Origin of the sequence: Runella sp. (assembly GCF_965279615.1) — a bacterium.
Lineage (GTDB): Bacteria > Bacteroidota > Bacteroidia > Cytophagales > Spirosomataceae > Runella.
The window spans coordinates 6,350,696-6,367,035 of sequence record NZ_OZ257252.1 but is presented as its reverse complement, the minus strand read 5'-3'; the positions used below and the strand labels follow the sequence as shown (position 1 = coordinate 6,367,035).

At 42.3% G+C, this 16,340-nt stretch carries 12 protein-coding genes and 1 tRNA gene; all 13 read right to left on the bottom strand.

Going from position 1 to position 16,340, the window contains the following annotated elements; genetic code table 11:
- Positions 1 to 9: 9 nt before the first annotated feature.
- Positions 10 to 594 (bottom strand): cytochrome c oxidase subunit 3, encoded by a 585-nt coding sequence (locus ACQY73_RS26645; protein ID WP_428657038.1) that lies wholly within the window; start codon positions 592 to 594, stop codon positions 10 to 12.
- Positions 595 to 602: 8 nt separating this feature from the next.
- Positions 603 to 1,478: a heme o synthase gene (gene cyoE, locus ACQY73_RS26640; protein ID WP_428657036.1), complete on the bottom strand. Its 876-nt coding sequence runs from the start codon at positions 1,476 to 1,478 to the stop codon at positions 603 to 605.
- A 1-nt stretch (position 1,479) separates the two neighbouring features.
- Positions 1,480 to 2,502: a COX15/CtaA family protein gene (locus ACQY73_RS26635; RefSeq protein ID WP_428657033.1), complete on the bottom strand. Its 1,023-nt coding sequence runs from the start codon at positions 2,500 to 2,502 to the stop codon at positions 1,480 to 1,482.
- The gene (locus ACQY73_RS26630) at positions 2,480 to 4,360 is read right to left on the bottom strand and encodes a cytochrome c oxidase subunit I (protein WP_428657030.1); all 1,881 of its coding nucleotides are present in this window, start codon (positions 4,358 to 4,360) and stop codon (positions 2,480 to 2,482) included. The genes ACQY73_RS26635 and ACQY73_RS26630 overlap by 23 nt, the downstream gene beginning before the upstream one ends.
- A 30-nt stretch (positions 4,361 to 4,390) precedes the next feature.
- Complete coding sequence (locus ACQY73_RS26625) at positions 4,391 to 5,512, bottom strand: cytochrome c oxidase subunit II (RefSeq protein WP_428657028.1); 1,122 nt, start codon at positions 5,510 to 5,512, stop codon at positions 4,391 to 4,393.
- 30 nt (positions 5,513 to 5,542) lie between these two features.
- Positions 5,543 to 6,865, bottom strand: a complete 1,323-nt coding sequence (locus ACQY73_RS26620) for a quinol:cytochrome C oxidoreductase (RefSeq protein WP_428657025.1) — start codon at positions 6,863 to 6,865, stop codon at positions 5,543 to 5,545.
- 103 nt (positions 6,866 to 6,968) lie between these two features.
- Positions 6,969 to 7,559, bottom strand: a complete 591-nt coding sequence (locus ACQY73_RS26615) for a c-type cytochrome (RefSeq protein ID WP_428657023.1) — start codon at positions 7,557 to 7,559, stop codon at positions 6,969 to 6,971.
- A gap of 15 nt (positions 7,560 to 7,574) precedes the next feature.
- Positions 7,575 to 8,102 carry a DUF3341 domain-containing protein gene (locus ACQY73_RS26610; protein ID WP_428657020.1) on the bottom strand — a complete coding sequence of 176 codons (528 nt, stop codon included), beginning with the start codon at positions 8,100 to 8,102 and terminating at the stop codon, positions 7,575 to 7,577.
- Positions 8,103 to 8,171: 69 nt separating this feature from the next.
- A complete protein-coding gene (gene nrfD / locus ACQY73_RS26605) occupies positions 8,172 to 9,599 on the bottom strand; it encodes an NrfD/PsrC family molybdoenzyme membrane anchor subunit (protein ID WP_428657017.1) in 1,428 nt (475 codons plus the stop codon).
- A 98-nt stretch (positions 9,600 to 9,697) separates the two neighbouring features.
- Positions 9,698 to 12,814, bottom strand: coding sequence for a TAT-variant-translocated molybdopterin oxidoreductase (locus tag ACQY73_RS26600; protein WP_428657015.1), 3,117 nt, complete (start codon positions 12,812 to 12,814; stop codon positions 9,698 to 9,700).
- Between the two features lie 25 nt (positions 12,815 to 12,839).
- Positions 12,840 to 14,039 carry a c-type cytochrome gene (locus ACQY73_RS26595; RefSeq protein WP_428657012.1) on the bottom strand — a complete coding sequence of 400 codons (1,200 nt, stop codon included), beginning with the start codon at positions 14,037 to 14,039 and terminating at the stop codon, positions 12,840 to 12,842.
- A gap of 295 nt (positions 14,040 to 14,334) precedes the next feature.
- Positions 14,335 to 14,405: transfer RNA gene (locus ACQY73_RS26590), tRNA-Cys, on the bottom strand.
- A 93-nt stretch (positions 14,406 to 14,498) separates the two neighbouring features.
- Positions 14,499 to 16,316 carry a 30S ribosomal protein S1 gene (gene rpsA, locus ACQY73_RS26585; protein WP_428657010.1) on the bottom strand — a complete coding sequence of 606 codons (1,818 nt, stop codon included), beginning with the start codon at positions 16,314 to 16,316 and terminating at the stop codon, positions 14,499 to 14,501.
- Between the last annotated feature and the right edge of the window lie 24 nt (positions 16,317 to 16,340).

The window sequence follows — 16,340 nt, the reverse complement described above, 5'->3', positions numbered from 1 at the left end:
GACTCTTTTTCAACGAAAATACAAAAGGAAAACAAATAAATAGATCCACAAAATGTCGAGGAAATGCCAATACGTAGTACATATCTCAATCCGGCGTAAGCTTTTTGCGTGTACTTTTAACCGCATTGAAGAAGTAAATGTAACACAAAGCACCAAAAGACCGGTAATTAGGTGAACACCATGTAATAAAGTAAACACATAAAAGAACGATCCTGATGGATTTCCTACAAAATAAACGTTCTGAGCAACCAATTCTTTCCAACCCAGAAACTGCATCACCAAGAATGCCAGCCCAAGCACAAAAGTAATAGAAATTGCTATTTTGAGTGTATTGAAATTGTCTTTTTTTGCCGCCAAATAGGCCCAATGCATTGCTACACTACTGATAAAAAGTACGACAGTACTGTACCAAAATATCTGCGGAATTTCAAATTCTACCCAGTTTCCTTCGGCCCGTCGGACCAAATACGCACTGGTTTGGGAAGCAAACAGCATGATGATGGTCACAATAAACCCCCAAAGAATAAACTTCTTAGGATCCATTGCCATCGTTTCAGGCGCTTCCTCTATTCTTATTTTCTCTACCTCAGCCATGATCCAAATTAAATTTTGTCCAATAAGTACGCAATTTGTACGATTGGTAAATAAATAAATGAGCCAAACATTAATTGCAACGCAGTTTTATCGGAACATTTTCTCATTAGATGAAAGGTCTGCGCCAAAAACAAAACACCAAACAACATCGCAACCAATGCCGAATTAATTCCTGTCATCCCAAGTTGATAAGGCAGCCATCCAACCGGCAATAAAAATACCGTATAGATCATGATTTGGATCGCGGTACTTTTGTCTTTCCCTCCTTTTGAAGGCAATAACCGAAAACCGGCTTTCTTATAATCTTCATCCAGCACCCAAGCAATGGCCCAAAAATGAGGAAATTGCCAAATGAATTGAATAGCGAATAAAATGCCCGGTTCAAGACCAAATTGGTTAGTAGCGGCCACCCACCCGATCATGGGAGGAAATGCACCCGGTATTGCACCTACAAAAACAGCAATGGGGCCTTCTTTTTTCAAGGGAGTGTATACAAAACCATATAAGATGGTCGAAAGTATCGCCAAAGCACAGGCACGCAAATTAAACTCTACCAAAAAGATAAAAGTGGAAACAGTAAACAAAACCACGGCCAGCCAAATTGCTTCCTGTACACTTACCCGTTCACCGGGAAGTGGCCGAGCCTGTGTACGTTTCATTAATTTATCTAAATCTTTTTCAATGATCTGGTTGATAATATTGGCAGCACCTACAATACAAAAGGCGGCAAATATAAAAATGGATAACGGCCTCCATTCCACTTTAGCTGTCCCCAAACTGTACCCAAAAGCACCTGAGAAAGCCACTAACCATGCCAATCGCAACTTCATAAGTTCCAAATAAGCACGGATTTTCAAAAAAAGTATATCTAAAGTTATTGACATTTCAGATGTTCATTTTTTCGGTTTGCAAGACCATTTTTTGCTTAAAAACACTTTCAGCATTGAGCAACAACCACACAACAAACTGCATTCCGATTGAGACAGTGGCAAGGGTCAAATGGATTGGCTGTGCTACAGCCGGTACACTTAAATATGCCAGTGTTATTCCTGTTATTATCTCTACAACTATTATTGATAAAAGAGCCAACGATAGTTTATAGATAATTCCCTTGGTCTGACTGTTTTTAGTTAGCAGATAAATTAAACCTGCGTGCAATGTGAAAATAACAATTGAAAAAGAGCGGTGAACATAGAATGAAATACCTAAATTCTCTACCCATTTATCTCTCGCTCCACTTCCTAAGCTCGCCATCACTACATCCATTGCTTCGCGTACCTGCGTTCCAATCAGCACTTGAAGTAATGACAATCCTATCGTCCACTTGAGCCACTTATCAATCAACCCTTTGCTTCTTATTTCTTCTACTTCTACATAACCTGCGTATGATCTTGCCATTACATATAATAACACAAACACGATGACAATGGCCAACAGCATGTGTAATGTAACGATGAGTGGTGATAATTCTGCCGAGACAACTTTAGCACCCAACCACCCCTGAAAGCCTGTCAGCAGGAATGCTGCTAAGCTCATATAAAAAATAGGGCGATCTTTTTTCAGGAAGGGAATAGAAGCGAGAAGCGTTCCAAAGATCAAAACTCCTGTAAAAGCACCAAATAAGCGATTGAGGTACTCCGTCCAGGTCTTGGTAACATTAAATTCAATTTCACCCTTGAGCTTTGCTCCGTAAATTTCCTGATAGTTAGGAGGAAGTTGAGACGCTTCTGTAGGAGGCACCCAACTTCCAAAACATTTTGGCCAATCAGGACATCCCATTCCGGAGCCGGTGCTTCTAACAATTCCGCCGACAAGTATCAGTAAATATACTACGACAACGGTTAAAAGCGCCAGCCTCCGAAATAGGCGATTGTTATTTTTTGGGTCAATGACCCTGGAATTGGTCATTATAATTTTGTGCCTCAATTTCTTTTTCCTGCGCTATGTACGCGTTCTCATGAGGGAAATTCGATTCCGGCGTTTGAGAATGGGGTACGTTTTGCGGAATAAAATCTACGTCCGAACCCGGCTTGCTATAATCGTATGGCCAACGATATACTGCCGGAATTTCTCCTACCCAGTTACCGTGTCCAACATTCACAGGAGTTGTCCATTCCAACGTATTTGAATTCCAAGGATTCAATGGCGCTACTTTACCTTTGAACATACTGTAGAAGAAGTTCCAAAGGAAAATAAACTGCGCAAAGAACGTAAAGATAGCCGCAATACTTACAAACATGTTGAGGTCGGTGAATGACTTTCCGAAGTCAAAGCTTGTAAATTGATAATAACGACGTGGGAAACCGGCAATACCGATGTAGTGCAATGGGAAGAATACCAAATAAACCCCCGCAAATGTCAACCAGAAGTGCAACTGCCCCAATGTATTGTTCATCATACGACCAAACATTTTAGGATACCAGTGGTAAATTCCGGCAAAGAATCCAAAAGCTGATGCAGCACCCATCACAATGTGAAAGTGAGCAACCACAAAATATGTATCGTGCAATTGAATATCCAAAGCAGAGTTACCTAAGATAATCCCGGTCAATCCACCTGAAACGAATAGTGATACAAGCCCGATTGAGAAAAGCATTCCGGGAGTAAATACAATATTACCGCGCCAAAGTGTAGTAATGTAGTTAAATGCTTTCACCGCCGAAGGAACGGCAATGATTAGCGTTAAAAACATAAAGATTGAGCCTAAGAAGGGGTTCATCCCTGTTACAAACATGTGGTGAGCCCACACGATAAACGCAAGGAAGGCAATAGCCATCAAAGAGGCAATCATGGCACGATAACCAAAGATAGGTTTCCGTGAATTGGTAGCAATGATCTCAGACGTAATTCCCAAGGCAGGAAGCAATACGATATATACTTCCGGGTGACCTAAGAACCAAAATAAGTGTTGGAACAGAATCGGGCTGCCTCCTACGTTTGGCAGTGCTTCACCGTTAATGTAAATTTCAGAAAGGTAGAAACTTGTTCCGAAATGACGGTCAAAAATCAGCAACAAAGCCGCCGATAACAATACAGGGAAGGAAATGATCCCCAAGATTGCGGTAATCATGAACGCCCAGATAGTAAGTGGAAGACGAGTGAACGTCATACCGCGGGTACGGAGGTTAATGATGGTTGTAACGTAATTTAAGCTACCTAACAACGATGACATAATGAAGATTGCCATACTCAACAGCCACAATGTCATACCCATTTTCGAACCGTCGTGTGCCTGTGGCAATGCGCTCAAAGGTGGATAAACAACCCATCCACCGGCAGCAGGTCCCGTCTCCAGAAAGATTGACGAAAACATCAATACACTTGAGACAAAAAAGAACCAAAACGACAACATGTTCAGGAACCCCGAAGCCATATCGCGCGCTCCTACCTGTAAAGGAATCAGGAAGTTACTGAATGTACCACTAAGACCGGCAGTCAAAACGAAGAATACCATGATGGTACCGTGCATTGTAACTAAAGCAAGGTAGAAGTTCGGGTCAAGGGCTCCCGTTTCGGTGATCCATTTGCCCAGAAAAGGTTTCATCCAGCTAATATCCGCACCGGGAAAACCCAATTGAATCCGGAAAACTACTGACATTGCCGCCCCAATAATTGCCCAAAAAATACCCGTGATCATGTATTGTTTGGCAATTACTTTGTGATCTTCTGAGAAGATATACTTGCGCCAGAAGTTTAATTCTTCATGATGTTCATGCTCATCATGGGCGTGAACATCGTGCTCCAAATTGGCCTCTACTACTGACATTTTTATGAGAGTTTAAAGTTATTTATTCAATTAACGTAATGAAGAAGTTGCCGCAGCTGCTGAACCTGTAGCAGCAGTTGTGCTGTCAGCTTCCTCTACGTAAGGCGCATAATCCATTGCTTTTGCCCGCAATTTCTCAGGAATTTTAGAGATGAATTTTGGATCAGCTTCTAAAATAATCGACAAAACGGGTTTTTGCTGTTGTTTCCAGGCATCTACGGCTGCTTTATCTTCTACGATAAGACGCAAACGCATGGCAAAGTGACCACGTCCACAAACCTCTGTACAGGCAATTTCGTAATCAAAGTTAGGATTGCCTGTTTCAGCACGCATCTGCTCGGTTGATTTATCCGGTGTAAACCAAAATTTGGTTGGCATCCCCGGAACCGCATCCATTTTTACACGCATGTGAGGAATAAAAACACTGTGCAGTACATCACGTGCGCGAATTTTCAATGATACAGGTTTGCCGACTTCTACGTGCATCTCACTTACGTTAATGAAGTCATCAAAGGAAGCTTCATCTGAATAATCAATCCCGCTTGGGTTGTTATTGTTATCGTCAATAAGTTTATAGTTATAGTTTCCAAGTTTGTTATCCTGAATACCTCCGTAGCGTACAACCCAGCCAAATTGTTTTCCCATGATCTCAATTACCTGAGAATCAGCAGGAGCATCAGCCATGATCTCTGTCCATGTACGGAATCCTAAGAATACTAAAACCGCCATAATGACCGCTGGGATTGCCGTCCAGATCAATTCAAGCTTGTGGTTTTCAGGATAAAAAGTGGCCTTATATCCTTTCTTGTATTGATATTTCCATGAAAAGAAAAATAACAGAAAGTTGACGACGAAAAACGCAATGGTCAACAATGACATATCCAACCAGAACTGACTGTCAGTTTCACGACCGTGAGGCGATGAAGCTTCGGGCAAGAAGTAGTTTCTGGCAGACAGGAATGACCATACAGTGCCAACGGTGCCTGCTATTAGGAAAAACATCCACATAGCACCGTTAATCTTATTATTTGGAACGGGAGCATCCGGTTCAGTGTCTGATTGAACACTACTCATCACTTTCTGCAATTTGGCTGCGATGGCAATAGCTACCCCAAGCAGCACAAGCAATAATAAACCAACTAAATATACCATTGTATTAAGAGAGGTTGTAATTTAAATTCGTTACGCAATATCATGGTGCAAAGACTCTTCCAACATCGGGTGATTGCGTGGAATTAAATTTGCTTTTGTAAGTTGAGTTGATACTGACCAAATAAAGGCACAGGCAAACAACAGTACAAATCCGAATTCTACTGCTCCAAAACCTCCGTTTGCTCCTACCGTACCGGGCATGATGTTGGTATAAAAGTCAAAGTAGTGACCTACTAAAATTGACCAACATGCAATTTTCAAAATAACAGGAGTACGTTTTGCATCTCGTGTCATTAAAACCAGAAAGGGAGTCACAAAGTTTAACAAAACATTGATAAAGAACGGAGCTTTGTAGATACCACCATAGCCGCTGAAACGCTCACGGTAATAGATGGCTTCTTCGGGTAAGTTGGCGTAATAGATCAATAAGAATTGCGCAAACCAAACGTAGGTCCAGAAAATACTGAAAGCAAAACAGAATTTACCCAAATCATGCAAATGGCTTTCATTTACTACTTTTAAATATCCTTTGTCTTTCAATGTAACAATGGTCAAGGTCATGGTAGCCAAACCTGCTACGTGCCAACTGGCCAAGGTATACCATCCAAACATCGTTGAGAACCAGTGGGTGTCGATAGACATCACAAAATCCCATGCCGATGTAGAAGAAGTTACGGCAAAAACAACCAAAAATACCACACCGTATTTAATAGATTTTTCGTAATTATCAAGTCCACCAATTTCATCTTCCTGAAGAGAAAGAGTACGAATAACGCGCCATAAAGTATACCACAAACCAAAATAGAGTACTAATCTGATTAAGTAGAAAGGCTTGTTCAGGAAGCCTTTTTTACCGGCAATGATGGCATCATAATGCTCACTGGCAGGATCCATGATTCCTTCGTGCATCCAGTGATATATCTTATCACCAAAAAATACCGCCAAGACGATCATAATAATGGCAGGTACCGGTAAAAACGCAGGCATAGCTTCCGGGATGCGTTTGAAAGCGGCCGACCAACCTGCCTGTGCCAGATAATTATAGGAAATAAAAAACATTCCGATAACAGAGATACCCGCAAAATAAACACTGTTTAGCCATAAATTGGCAATGATACGTTGTGTCCAGTGATAACCATGAGCCCCATGGTCATGTGCATGCTCTGCAGCGTGACCGGCCGCAGCATGAGCTGCTTCATGAGCGTCATGTCCTCCCCCCTGCGACAACAGGTATGAGCCTATCAGAACCAGTGCAATACCGGCTCCCATTCCAATAAGAAGATTACGTTTCGACTCGGCGGTAAACTCAAATTGCTCTTCTACCGAAACAACTTCGTGATGATGTGCGCCCATTATAAAATTGTTATTCGTTATCGATTTTTTTTGTTATTGTTAATGGCTAATTGTCAATGTTTTATCGTAATCCGAAAAACCACTAACAATTAACGTATCGGGATTAGCCCTTTTGTAATTTATGGACATAATGTGCTATTTTCCAGCGTTCTTCAGGAGTAACCTGCGAACCATGTGGCCACATACGGCCTTTCCCATGCGTAATCACGTGGAAAATATGCCCATCATTCATCGTAAGATAAGCATCTGCTTTATAGTTAGGCACCCCTTTGTACATTTCCGCAACAGGGCCATTACCATCTCCGGCTTCACCGTGGCAATGCTGGCAATAACGACCATAAAGCGCTTTTCCCTCCGCCAATGTTTTTTCATTATTGGGAATCGGGTTTTTCAAAATAGCTTCGGCAGTTGCGATGTCATCTTTACCGATATGATAAATCATCAGATCAACACCTGCACTGTCAAACTGCGTTTTGTAATTACGGCGCGATACCGTTCCGGGAACAGGCTCACGCATGTTTTTACCGTCAGCATTAATTGGATTCTTTTCGATTTGAGTATAAGGCTCATACCCAAGCGAATTGTACATGTTGGGTGCAAATTCCCAGCCCGTATCATCATGACTGCGTTGGCATGAGGTCATGGTTGCGGCGGCAAAAAAGGCACCTATTATTAGTGTATGAATTCTTTTCATTTGTGTATCAATACATTACAACTGTTTAACACTCACTTCTTCCGCCCCCGACGCTTTGATCAAGCTTTCGATTTCGGTTTCTGACAGCTTATTTTTGCTCAAGTCGATTGCCATTACAAATTTGTTGTCAGTACAACGCGGGTCAAACAAAAGCGGTTTTACGGTTGGCCCCAAGCCATTCGAAATGAAAAAAGTAAATGTCATTCCAAAAGCAGTAAACAATACGGTTAATTCGAACATTGCAGGTACGTAGTTAGGATACGAAAGTGGATCCTTTCCTCCAATTACCATTGGCCAGTCAATGCCCATTGTCCAGGTTGTAAGTGCCAATGCACATAAAAAACCTGTAACGCCAAAGCAAAATGCGGCAATACCGATACGGGTACGTGGGTGACCGATAGCAGTATCCATTCCGTGTATTGCAAAAGGAGAATACACTTCATAGATTTTTACACCCGCACTCTTGATCTTCTTCACTGCGGCAAGGGCTACATCGTCATCGTCGTAAATCCCTACTAAAAATTTCTTATTTATATCAGCCATTATTTTATCAGTTAGATTCCGAAACCGGTTTGTGGCTATTACTTAAAAGTAGCATAGCCTGAATCATTACTACTCAGCGTCTTTTTTATAGGCAGGTGAAGCCAAACGATCAGCTTTTGATACCCCCGAAACTTTAATTGGTAATTTTTCAGAGGCTGACTTAATAACCCCTTTTACTTCAGCCATGTTAATAACCGGTAAGTATTTAGAGAATAAAAAGAAACAGGTGAAGAAAAAGCCGAAAGAGAAGATATAATCACCAATATCAAACATGGTTGGCGAGAACATTGCCCAGCTGGAAGGAACATAGTCACGGTGCAGTGAGGTAACAATAATTACGAAACGCTCAAACCACATACCAATATTTACAACAACTGAGATGAAAAATGTCCAAGTAACACTGCGACGTATTTTACGGCTCCAAAACAACTGCGGAGAAATTACGTTACATGTCATCATTGCCCAGTAAGCCCACCAGTAGGGTCCGGCCATACGGTTGTAGAAAGCATAGCTTTCATATTCAACCCCTGAATACCAGGCAATAAAGAACTCAGTCAAATAAGCAACCCCTACAATAGAACCTGTCAGGGTGATGACCTTATTCATTGATTCGATGTGCTCGAAGGTAATATAGTCTTCCAATTTGTATACGACCCGTGTTACCAACATCAGGTTTTGCACCATTGCAAAGCCTGAGAAGATAGCCCCTGCTACAAAGTATGGAGGGAAGATAGTAGTGTGCCAACCCGGAATAACCGACGTTGCAAAGTCCATAGATACGATGGTGTGAACCGAAAGTACCAAAGGAGTTGACAAACCGGCCAGAATCAAGCTGATGTATTCATAACGTGACCAAGCACGGGCTGAACCGTTCCAACCCATTGACAACACGCCGTAAACGTATTTTGAAACCTTGTTTTGGGCACGATCACGAATGGTAGCCAAGTCAGGCACCAAACCTACGTACCAAAACAAACACGATACTGAGAAGTAAGTAGAGATTGCAAAAACGTCCCAAACAAGTGGTGAGTTAAAGTTAACCCATAAAGACCCAAATGCATTGGGAAGTGGTAATGCCCAGTAAGCTAACCAAGGGCGTCCCATGTGCATAAGAATAAATGAAGCAGCACAAAGTACGGCAAAAATGGTCATTGCTTCCGCTGCACGGTTAATTGAAGTTCTCCATTTTTGACGGAATAACAACAAAATGGCGGAAATCAACGTACCGGCGTGACCAATACCAACCCACCATACGAAGTTGGTGATGTCCCACGCCCAACCGACCGTTTTGTTTAGGCCCCAAACGCCCAAACCTTCCCACCAGGTCCAGAATAAGCAAACTGTACCGTATGCTAAAACCGCCAATGAAATTACAAAAGCGACTTTCCACTCTTTGGTTGGCTTGCCTTCCACCTGCTTGCAGATATCCTCTGTCACGTCGGCGTAGGTTTTACCACCGGTTACAAGAGGGGTTCTTACGGGTGAAGTAACGTGCATATTTTTGAAAGTTAATTGTTAATTGTTATCTAATAATCTTCTTGTATAGGTAAAATGTTCTAAGTATTTATTCAAAACATTTTACCATTCTTGCTATCCTAGTGCCCTCCGTGTTCGGCATGTGCTTCTGTAGCGGCAGCTTTGGAAGCGTCCACATCTTTATTACGGATCTTGGTCAGGTAAGAAATTTGCGGTTTAACGTTGATCTCTTCCAGCATTTGGAAAGCACGCCCTTCTTTTTCCTGCATCAATAATTTAGAAACGCGGCTTTCAGGATCGTTCATATCTCCGAAAACAATGGCATCTGTTGGGCATGATTGCGAGCAAGCCACTTCTATTTCACCATCCACCGGACGGCGACGTTCTTTCTTCGCATTCAATTTACCTTCCTGAATACGTTGTACGCACATTGAGCATTTTTCAATTACTCCGCGCGAACGAACTGTTACATCAGGGTTAATGACCATTCTGCCAAGATCATTATTATAATGGAAGTCGAAATTGTCGTTATCAAAATATTTAAACCAGTTGAAACGACGAACTTTATATGGACAGTTGTTGGCACAATAACGAGTACCTACACAACGGTTATAAGCCATTTGGTTCAATCCTTCCGTGCTGTGTGTTGTTGCCAACACCGGACAAACCGTTTCGCAGGGAGCGTTGCTGCAATGCTGGCACATCAAAGGTTGAAACACAACTTCCGGATTCTCAGAAGCGATTTCCAATGCTTTTGACCCGCTTAAGCTTTTATCCAGTACGTCAGCATCTGATGAATAGTAACGGTCAATGCGAATCCAGTGCATTTCGCGGCGATTGATCACTTCCTGACGTCCAACAACTGAAACGTTGTTTTCGGCTTGGCAGCTGATCACGCAAGACCCGCAACCTGTACATGAGTTCAGGTCAATGACCATTCCCCATGAATGGTTTGGTTTCTGGTAACCATTCCAGAGCGTAATTTCATTTGGTGATTTTAGGCCTTCCGAAGTAGAAACGTGAGGGAAATAGCGCCCCGCTTTTGTATCTTTTTGGTATTCTGCCAAACGCGCTTCCTGCATGACAGCCTTACGGCCCATAACCGTTTCATGCGTCTGTGTTTGAGCAATTTTATGCGTATCGCCCGTTTTAGAAAGTGTTGCTTCTCCAACTGTAAAGTTGGTAAAGCCTGCTTTGTATTGGATCCAAGGATAAACATTTACACCTACTCCATTCCCTGATTTACCCGCTTTCTCGCGACCATATCCAATGGCAATTGAAACGGTTCCATTGGCTTGACCAGGTTGAATCAATACAGGCAATTCGATGGATTTTCCTTTTGCTTCTATCTTAACAAGATCGTCTTGTGAAAGGCCGAGTTCTTTAGCAGTTTTCTGAGAGATAGTAGCATAATTGTCCCAACACGCTTTCGTGATGGGTTCAGGGAATTCCTGTAACCAGGGGTTGTTTGCCAAAGCTCCCGTTCCCATTCCGACCTTTTCGTAAAGTACTACTTCAAGTCCTGTACTGTTGGCTTTGTAAGCAGCTGTTACAGCTCCAATTGCGACATCCAGTCCGGCAATCGGGCCTGCAATTGCTGCGGTAGTGGCAGCTGTACCTTTTTCAACTATACCATCGTGTAATGCTTTTGTCCATACACTTTCGAAATTATCGCCGCCAAGGATATTGGTTTTCCAGTAATTACGAAGATAAGCGTAAAAATCAGCATTTGCGCCGGACCATTTTAACAGACTTGACTGCGCTTGGCGCGTCTTATAAATCAGTGAAATAGCAGGCTGTTGTAAGCTATAAAACCCTGCTTTAGGTTCAGCATCACCCCACGACTCTAAATAGTGAGGGGCAGGAGCAATGTATTTACATAATGAAGAAGTTTCATCGGCACGGTCGGCAAATGAAACGGAAAGACCAACTTTCGGAAGTGCCTCCTTCAATTCCGCTCCACGTGGATGATCATATACCGGGTTGCAACCATAAACAACAACCGCACTTACCGATCCCGCCTTCACGTTATCAATAAAGGCATTCATTGCTACGTCATTTCCCTGACGATAATAAACCGGACTTCCTAAATCAATGCTTGTGCCATAAGCTCCCAATGTACTGTTAATGGCATTTACGACCACTTGCACATTCGGATCATTTGAACCTGAAACAACTAAGGCAGAACCTTGAGCTGCTTTTAAGTCCGCAACCGCTTTATCAATTAATTTGTCTACTTCAGCGCCTAAGGAAGTGCCTCCTTTTCCGGTCAGTTTACTGTAAAGAGCCAAGGCAATCAATCCTTCCTGTGAAGGCTTCACGGCGGCACGATAATCAGCATTGGCGCCGGTCAATGACATCCCGGTTTCAAACTGATAGTGACGTGACATATCTCTTTTGCCACCTTTAGCGCTATTCAGCTTACGTCCTGCAACGTATTGACGCGAAAATTCTTCCGGTGATATCCAACTTCCCAAGAAATCACAGCTAAGTCCAACGATTACTTTTGCTTTACTGAAATCATAAGAAGGAATAATAGCTTTACCAAATGAATCGCTATTGGCTTTTACTAAGCCGGCTACCGAATTGGCATCATAGGTAATGTGCTGAGTAGTAGGATATTTTGTCGTAAAATCAGCAATGACAGCTTTAGTGGAAGGGCTTAAAATTGTAGAAGATACGATGCGAATTTGTCCACCTTTACCGGCTATAGAAGCCAATTGTGCAGAAATTTCTTTATCAATCGTATCCCAATCCGCATCTGCCTCCCCCTTTTTAGGACCTTTTAATTTCTCGGCATCATATAAAGCCAACAAAGAAGCGTGTGCACGAGCACTTACGCCTCCTTTACTTACGCTTGATTGCTTGTTGCCCTCAATTTTGATGGGACGGCCTTCGCGCGTTTTTACTAAAATACTTGCATAATCTCCGCCTTCTGCATACGTTGAAGCATACCAATCAGCGATTGAAGGGAAAGTATCTATTGGTTTATTAAGGTACGGAATAGCTTTTTTGACAGGAGCATCGCAAGCCGCTAATGATACTGCGGCAAGGCCAAACCCCAATACTTTCAGAAAATCACGACGGTCTGAACCGATTCCGTCAACGATGCTTTTGTTTTGGGCAGAATCGCTAGCTTCAAAGCTACCAAATTCGTTATGGGCATTTTTTATAAAAGTCTCATCATTCCGAAGCTCTTCTAAACCTTTCCAATACCTCTTCGTTTGGTTTTCCATATATATTAATGAATAAGAAACGTGATTAATAGTGACACTTTGAACATTCCAAACCACCGATATCGGCTACTTTCAACGGCTCTTTGCTTTTTGATTTATGCAATTCTACCAATTTGTCGTAGTAAGCGTTGCCTTTGGTGTTAACATCTGTCTTACGGTGACAGTCAATACACCAACCCATCGTCAGTGAGGAACGTTGCTCTACCACTTCCATGGTTTGAATCTCACCGTGGCACTGTTGGCATTGTACACCACCAACATTTACGTGTTGTGCGTGATTAAAATAAGCCAAATCAGGAAGGTTGTGAATACGCACCCATTCGATTGGCTGATTTTTTTCAATGGCGGTATAAATTTTCTGAATTTCCGGCGATTCTTTTTTGATCACTCCGTGGCAGTTCATACAAATGTTGGCCGATGGAATCGTAGCCGATTTACCGCGATTAACACCGGTGTGGCAGTAGTTACAGTCAATTTTATACTGTCCTGCGTGAAGTTTATGCGAGAACGCAATCGGTTGCTTTGGCGCATATCCCTGTTGGATACCTACACCGTACATTCCGTCAATGGTTGCTTTGGTTACCATAAGGATAAAGAACCATACGGTAGCGCTGCGAACAGCGGAGTTCTTACTGAACCCAACCAATCCATCACGAAGTTTATCCGAGAAGGAAGTCCCTCCTGTAGCAGTTGATTCGCCACCAACAGCCTTAGATAAAATTGAAACGATTGCCATCAGCACTCCAAGTACCAATAACATCACGATCAATAAAGCTACAAGAATGTAAGTAAACAAATCTGAAGGAGCAGACTCACCGGCAGGAGCCGCAGCAGCACCGCCCGGAGCAGCGGCAGCAGGAGCAGCCACCGTATTGGCTTTTTCAATGTAGGCCAAAATGTCTTTCACTTCTTTTTCTCCAAAAGCAGGGAAAGCAGTCATTTGTGCTTTATTGAATTTAGCGTACAAAGCAACTGCGTATTCGTCACCACTCTGAATAACGCCATTAGGGTTTTTGACCCATTTAACTAACCAAGCTATATCGCGGCGTTGTTGAACACCTTTTAAGCCGGGACCTACCACCACTTCATCTTTAGGAGAGTGGCAAGCCTTGCAATTATTATTGAACAGCGTTTCACCGCTTGCAGCATCGCCGTCCTGCGCTATTACTTGCTGACTGAACACAGCCAGTAAAGCAATCAGTAACGCTTGGGCAACACTACGCATTTTTTTGAAAAATAAACTACTTCCCATTTGTGTATGAATTAACAAAACATGATACTTCTTGACCGTACAAAAGTAATGCACGAATTTATACGTGCCAAAGCATTTACATCCTTAATTTGCAATAATTCTATTATTTAGATTCTTTCTAATTAAATTCAGAAATAACCCGGAAGCATAGCCTTACTGCTTATTTTTATTGAAAATCAAGCAAATTAAAAACAAAAAATACCATCCAGCCTGTTTTAAATATTCATGGCTAAATGGTACTTTTCTTAGAAAACACATTTTACTTTCGAGGTCCCGAGCGGATTCGAACCGCTGTACGAGCTTTTGCAGAGCTCTGCCTAGCCACTCGGCCACAGGACCTTTTATTATTTTTAAATTGTTAGTTTGATATGACTTTTTACGGTCGTAAATATCATAACAAACTAACAATTTAGCAAATCAGGAGTCAAAAAATTACTCAGCCGACGCTTCTTTTGCTACTTTTTTGGTAGCAGCGGCTTTCTTCTTCTTCTCTCCTTCTTCCAACTGCTCTTTCAAGGCAGAAAGGGCTTCCAAGTCACCTAAAGTTGCTTTTTCAACTTCTTTAGGTTTTTCTGCTTTAGGAGCTTTAGGTTTTTCTTCTACCTTAGGCTCTTCTTTTTCCTGCCAAGTTTTAGTATGTGAAAGTACGATACGTTTTTCGTCTTTCAGGAATTCAGTCACTTTGAAATCCAGAGATTCACCGATTTCGCCGACGGTTCCGTCTTCTTTTGCCAAGTTTTTAAGGATACATACACCTTCAATACCGTAAGGCAATTCAAGGGTTGCAACTTTGTCACCTTTGGCTACGACTGTACATCTATGTACTGAACCTACGGCAAACACTGTTTCGAAAGTATCCCAAGGATTTTCTTCAAGATGTTTATGGCTCAAAGACAAACGGCGGTTTTCAGCATCCAATTCAAGAACCATTACTTCAAGTTCTTCACCAACTTTAATGAAGTCACTTGGGTGTTTGATTTTCTTGGTCCATGAAAGGTCAGATACGTGTACCAAACCATCAATGCCTTCTTCCAATTCAAGGAAGAGACCGAAGTTGGTCAAGTTACGAACTACACCTTTATGAACGGTACCTACTGCGTATTTGTCAATGATTTCCTGACGAGTCCAAGGATCTGCGGTCAGTTGTTTTAAGCCGAGCGACATTTTGCGCTCATTGCGGTCAAGTGTCAATACCACTGCTTCCACTTCATCACCGATCTTCAGGAAGTCCTGCGGGTTACGCAAGTGCTGAGACCATGACATTTCAGAAACGTGGATCAGACCTTCAACACCCGGCATGATTTCAAGGAATGCGCCGTAATCTGCTACGTTTACAACTTTACCTTTCACGCGTGAACCGATTTCAATTTCCTGAGAAAGAGCTTCCCAAGGATGAGCCTGCAATTGCTTCATGCCCAATGAAATCCGTTTTTTATCTTCGTCGAAGTCAAGAACAACAACGTTGATTTTCTGGTCGAGGTGCAACAGATCAGAAGGATCGTTGATACGTCCCCATGAAATGTCTGTGATGTGCAACAAACCATCCACGCCTCCAAGGTCGATAAATACCCCGAATTTGGTCATGTTTTTGATAACACCTTCGAGTACCTGACCGCGTTCCAGATTGGTAAGAATCTGTTGACGCTGTGCTTCGAGGTCTTTTTCGATCAATACTTTGTGAGATACAACCACGTTATTGTTTGCGTGATTGATTTTCACCACTTTCACTTCCATTTTCTTGCCGACGAAAATGTCGAAGTCACGAATTGGCTTAACGTCAATTTGTGAACCGGGCAAGAAAGCTTCGATGCTATAGATATCAACAATAAGACCACCTTTGGTACGACGTTTTACAAAGCCGTCGATCACCAAGTCATGATCAAATGATTTTTGAATATTATCCCAAGCAGTAATAACCCGCGCTTTTTTGCGGGAAAGCACCAACTGTCCGTTAGGGTCTTCTTGGTTTTCAATATATACTTCAATTTCGTCGCCGATTTTCAGGTCCGTCAAATCACGGAATTCTGAACGCGGTACGATACCGTCTGATTTTGATCCAATGTTCAAAATCACTTCGCGGTCATTCATACCGACCACGACTCCTTTTACTACCTCTTTTTCGGCAACGGGAGAGATTGTACCGTTGATAAGTTGCTCCAACTGGGCTTTTTCAGAAGCGGAATAACCGCTGCCAAAGCCTCTGTTGTCGGCTCTGTCCCAGTCAAAATCAGTTAATTGAGCTTTACTCATAATGAAGTTGTGAAATTGCCCTTT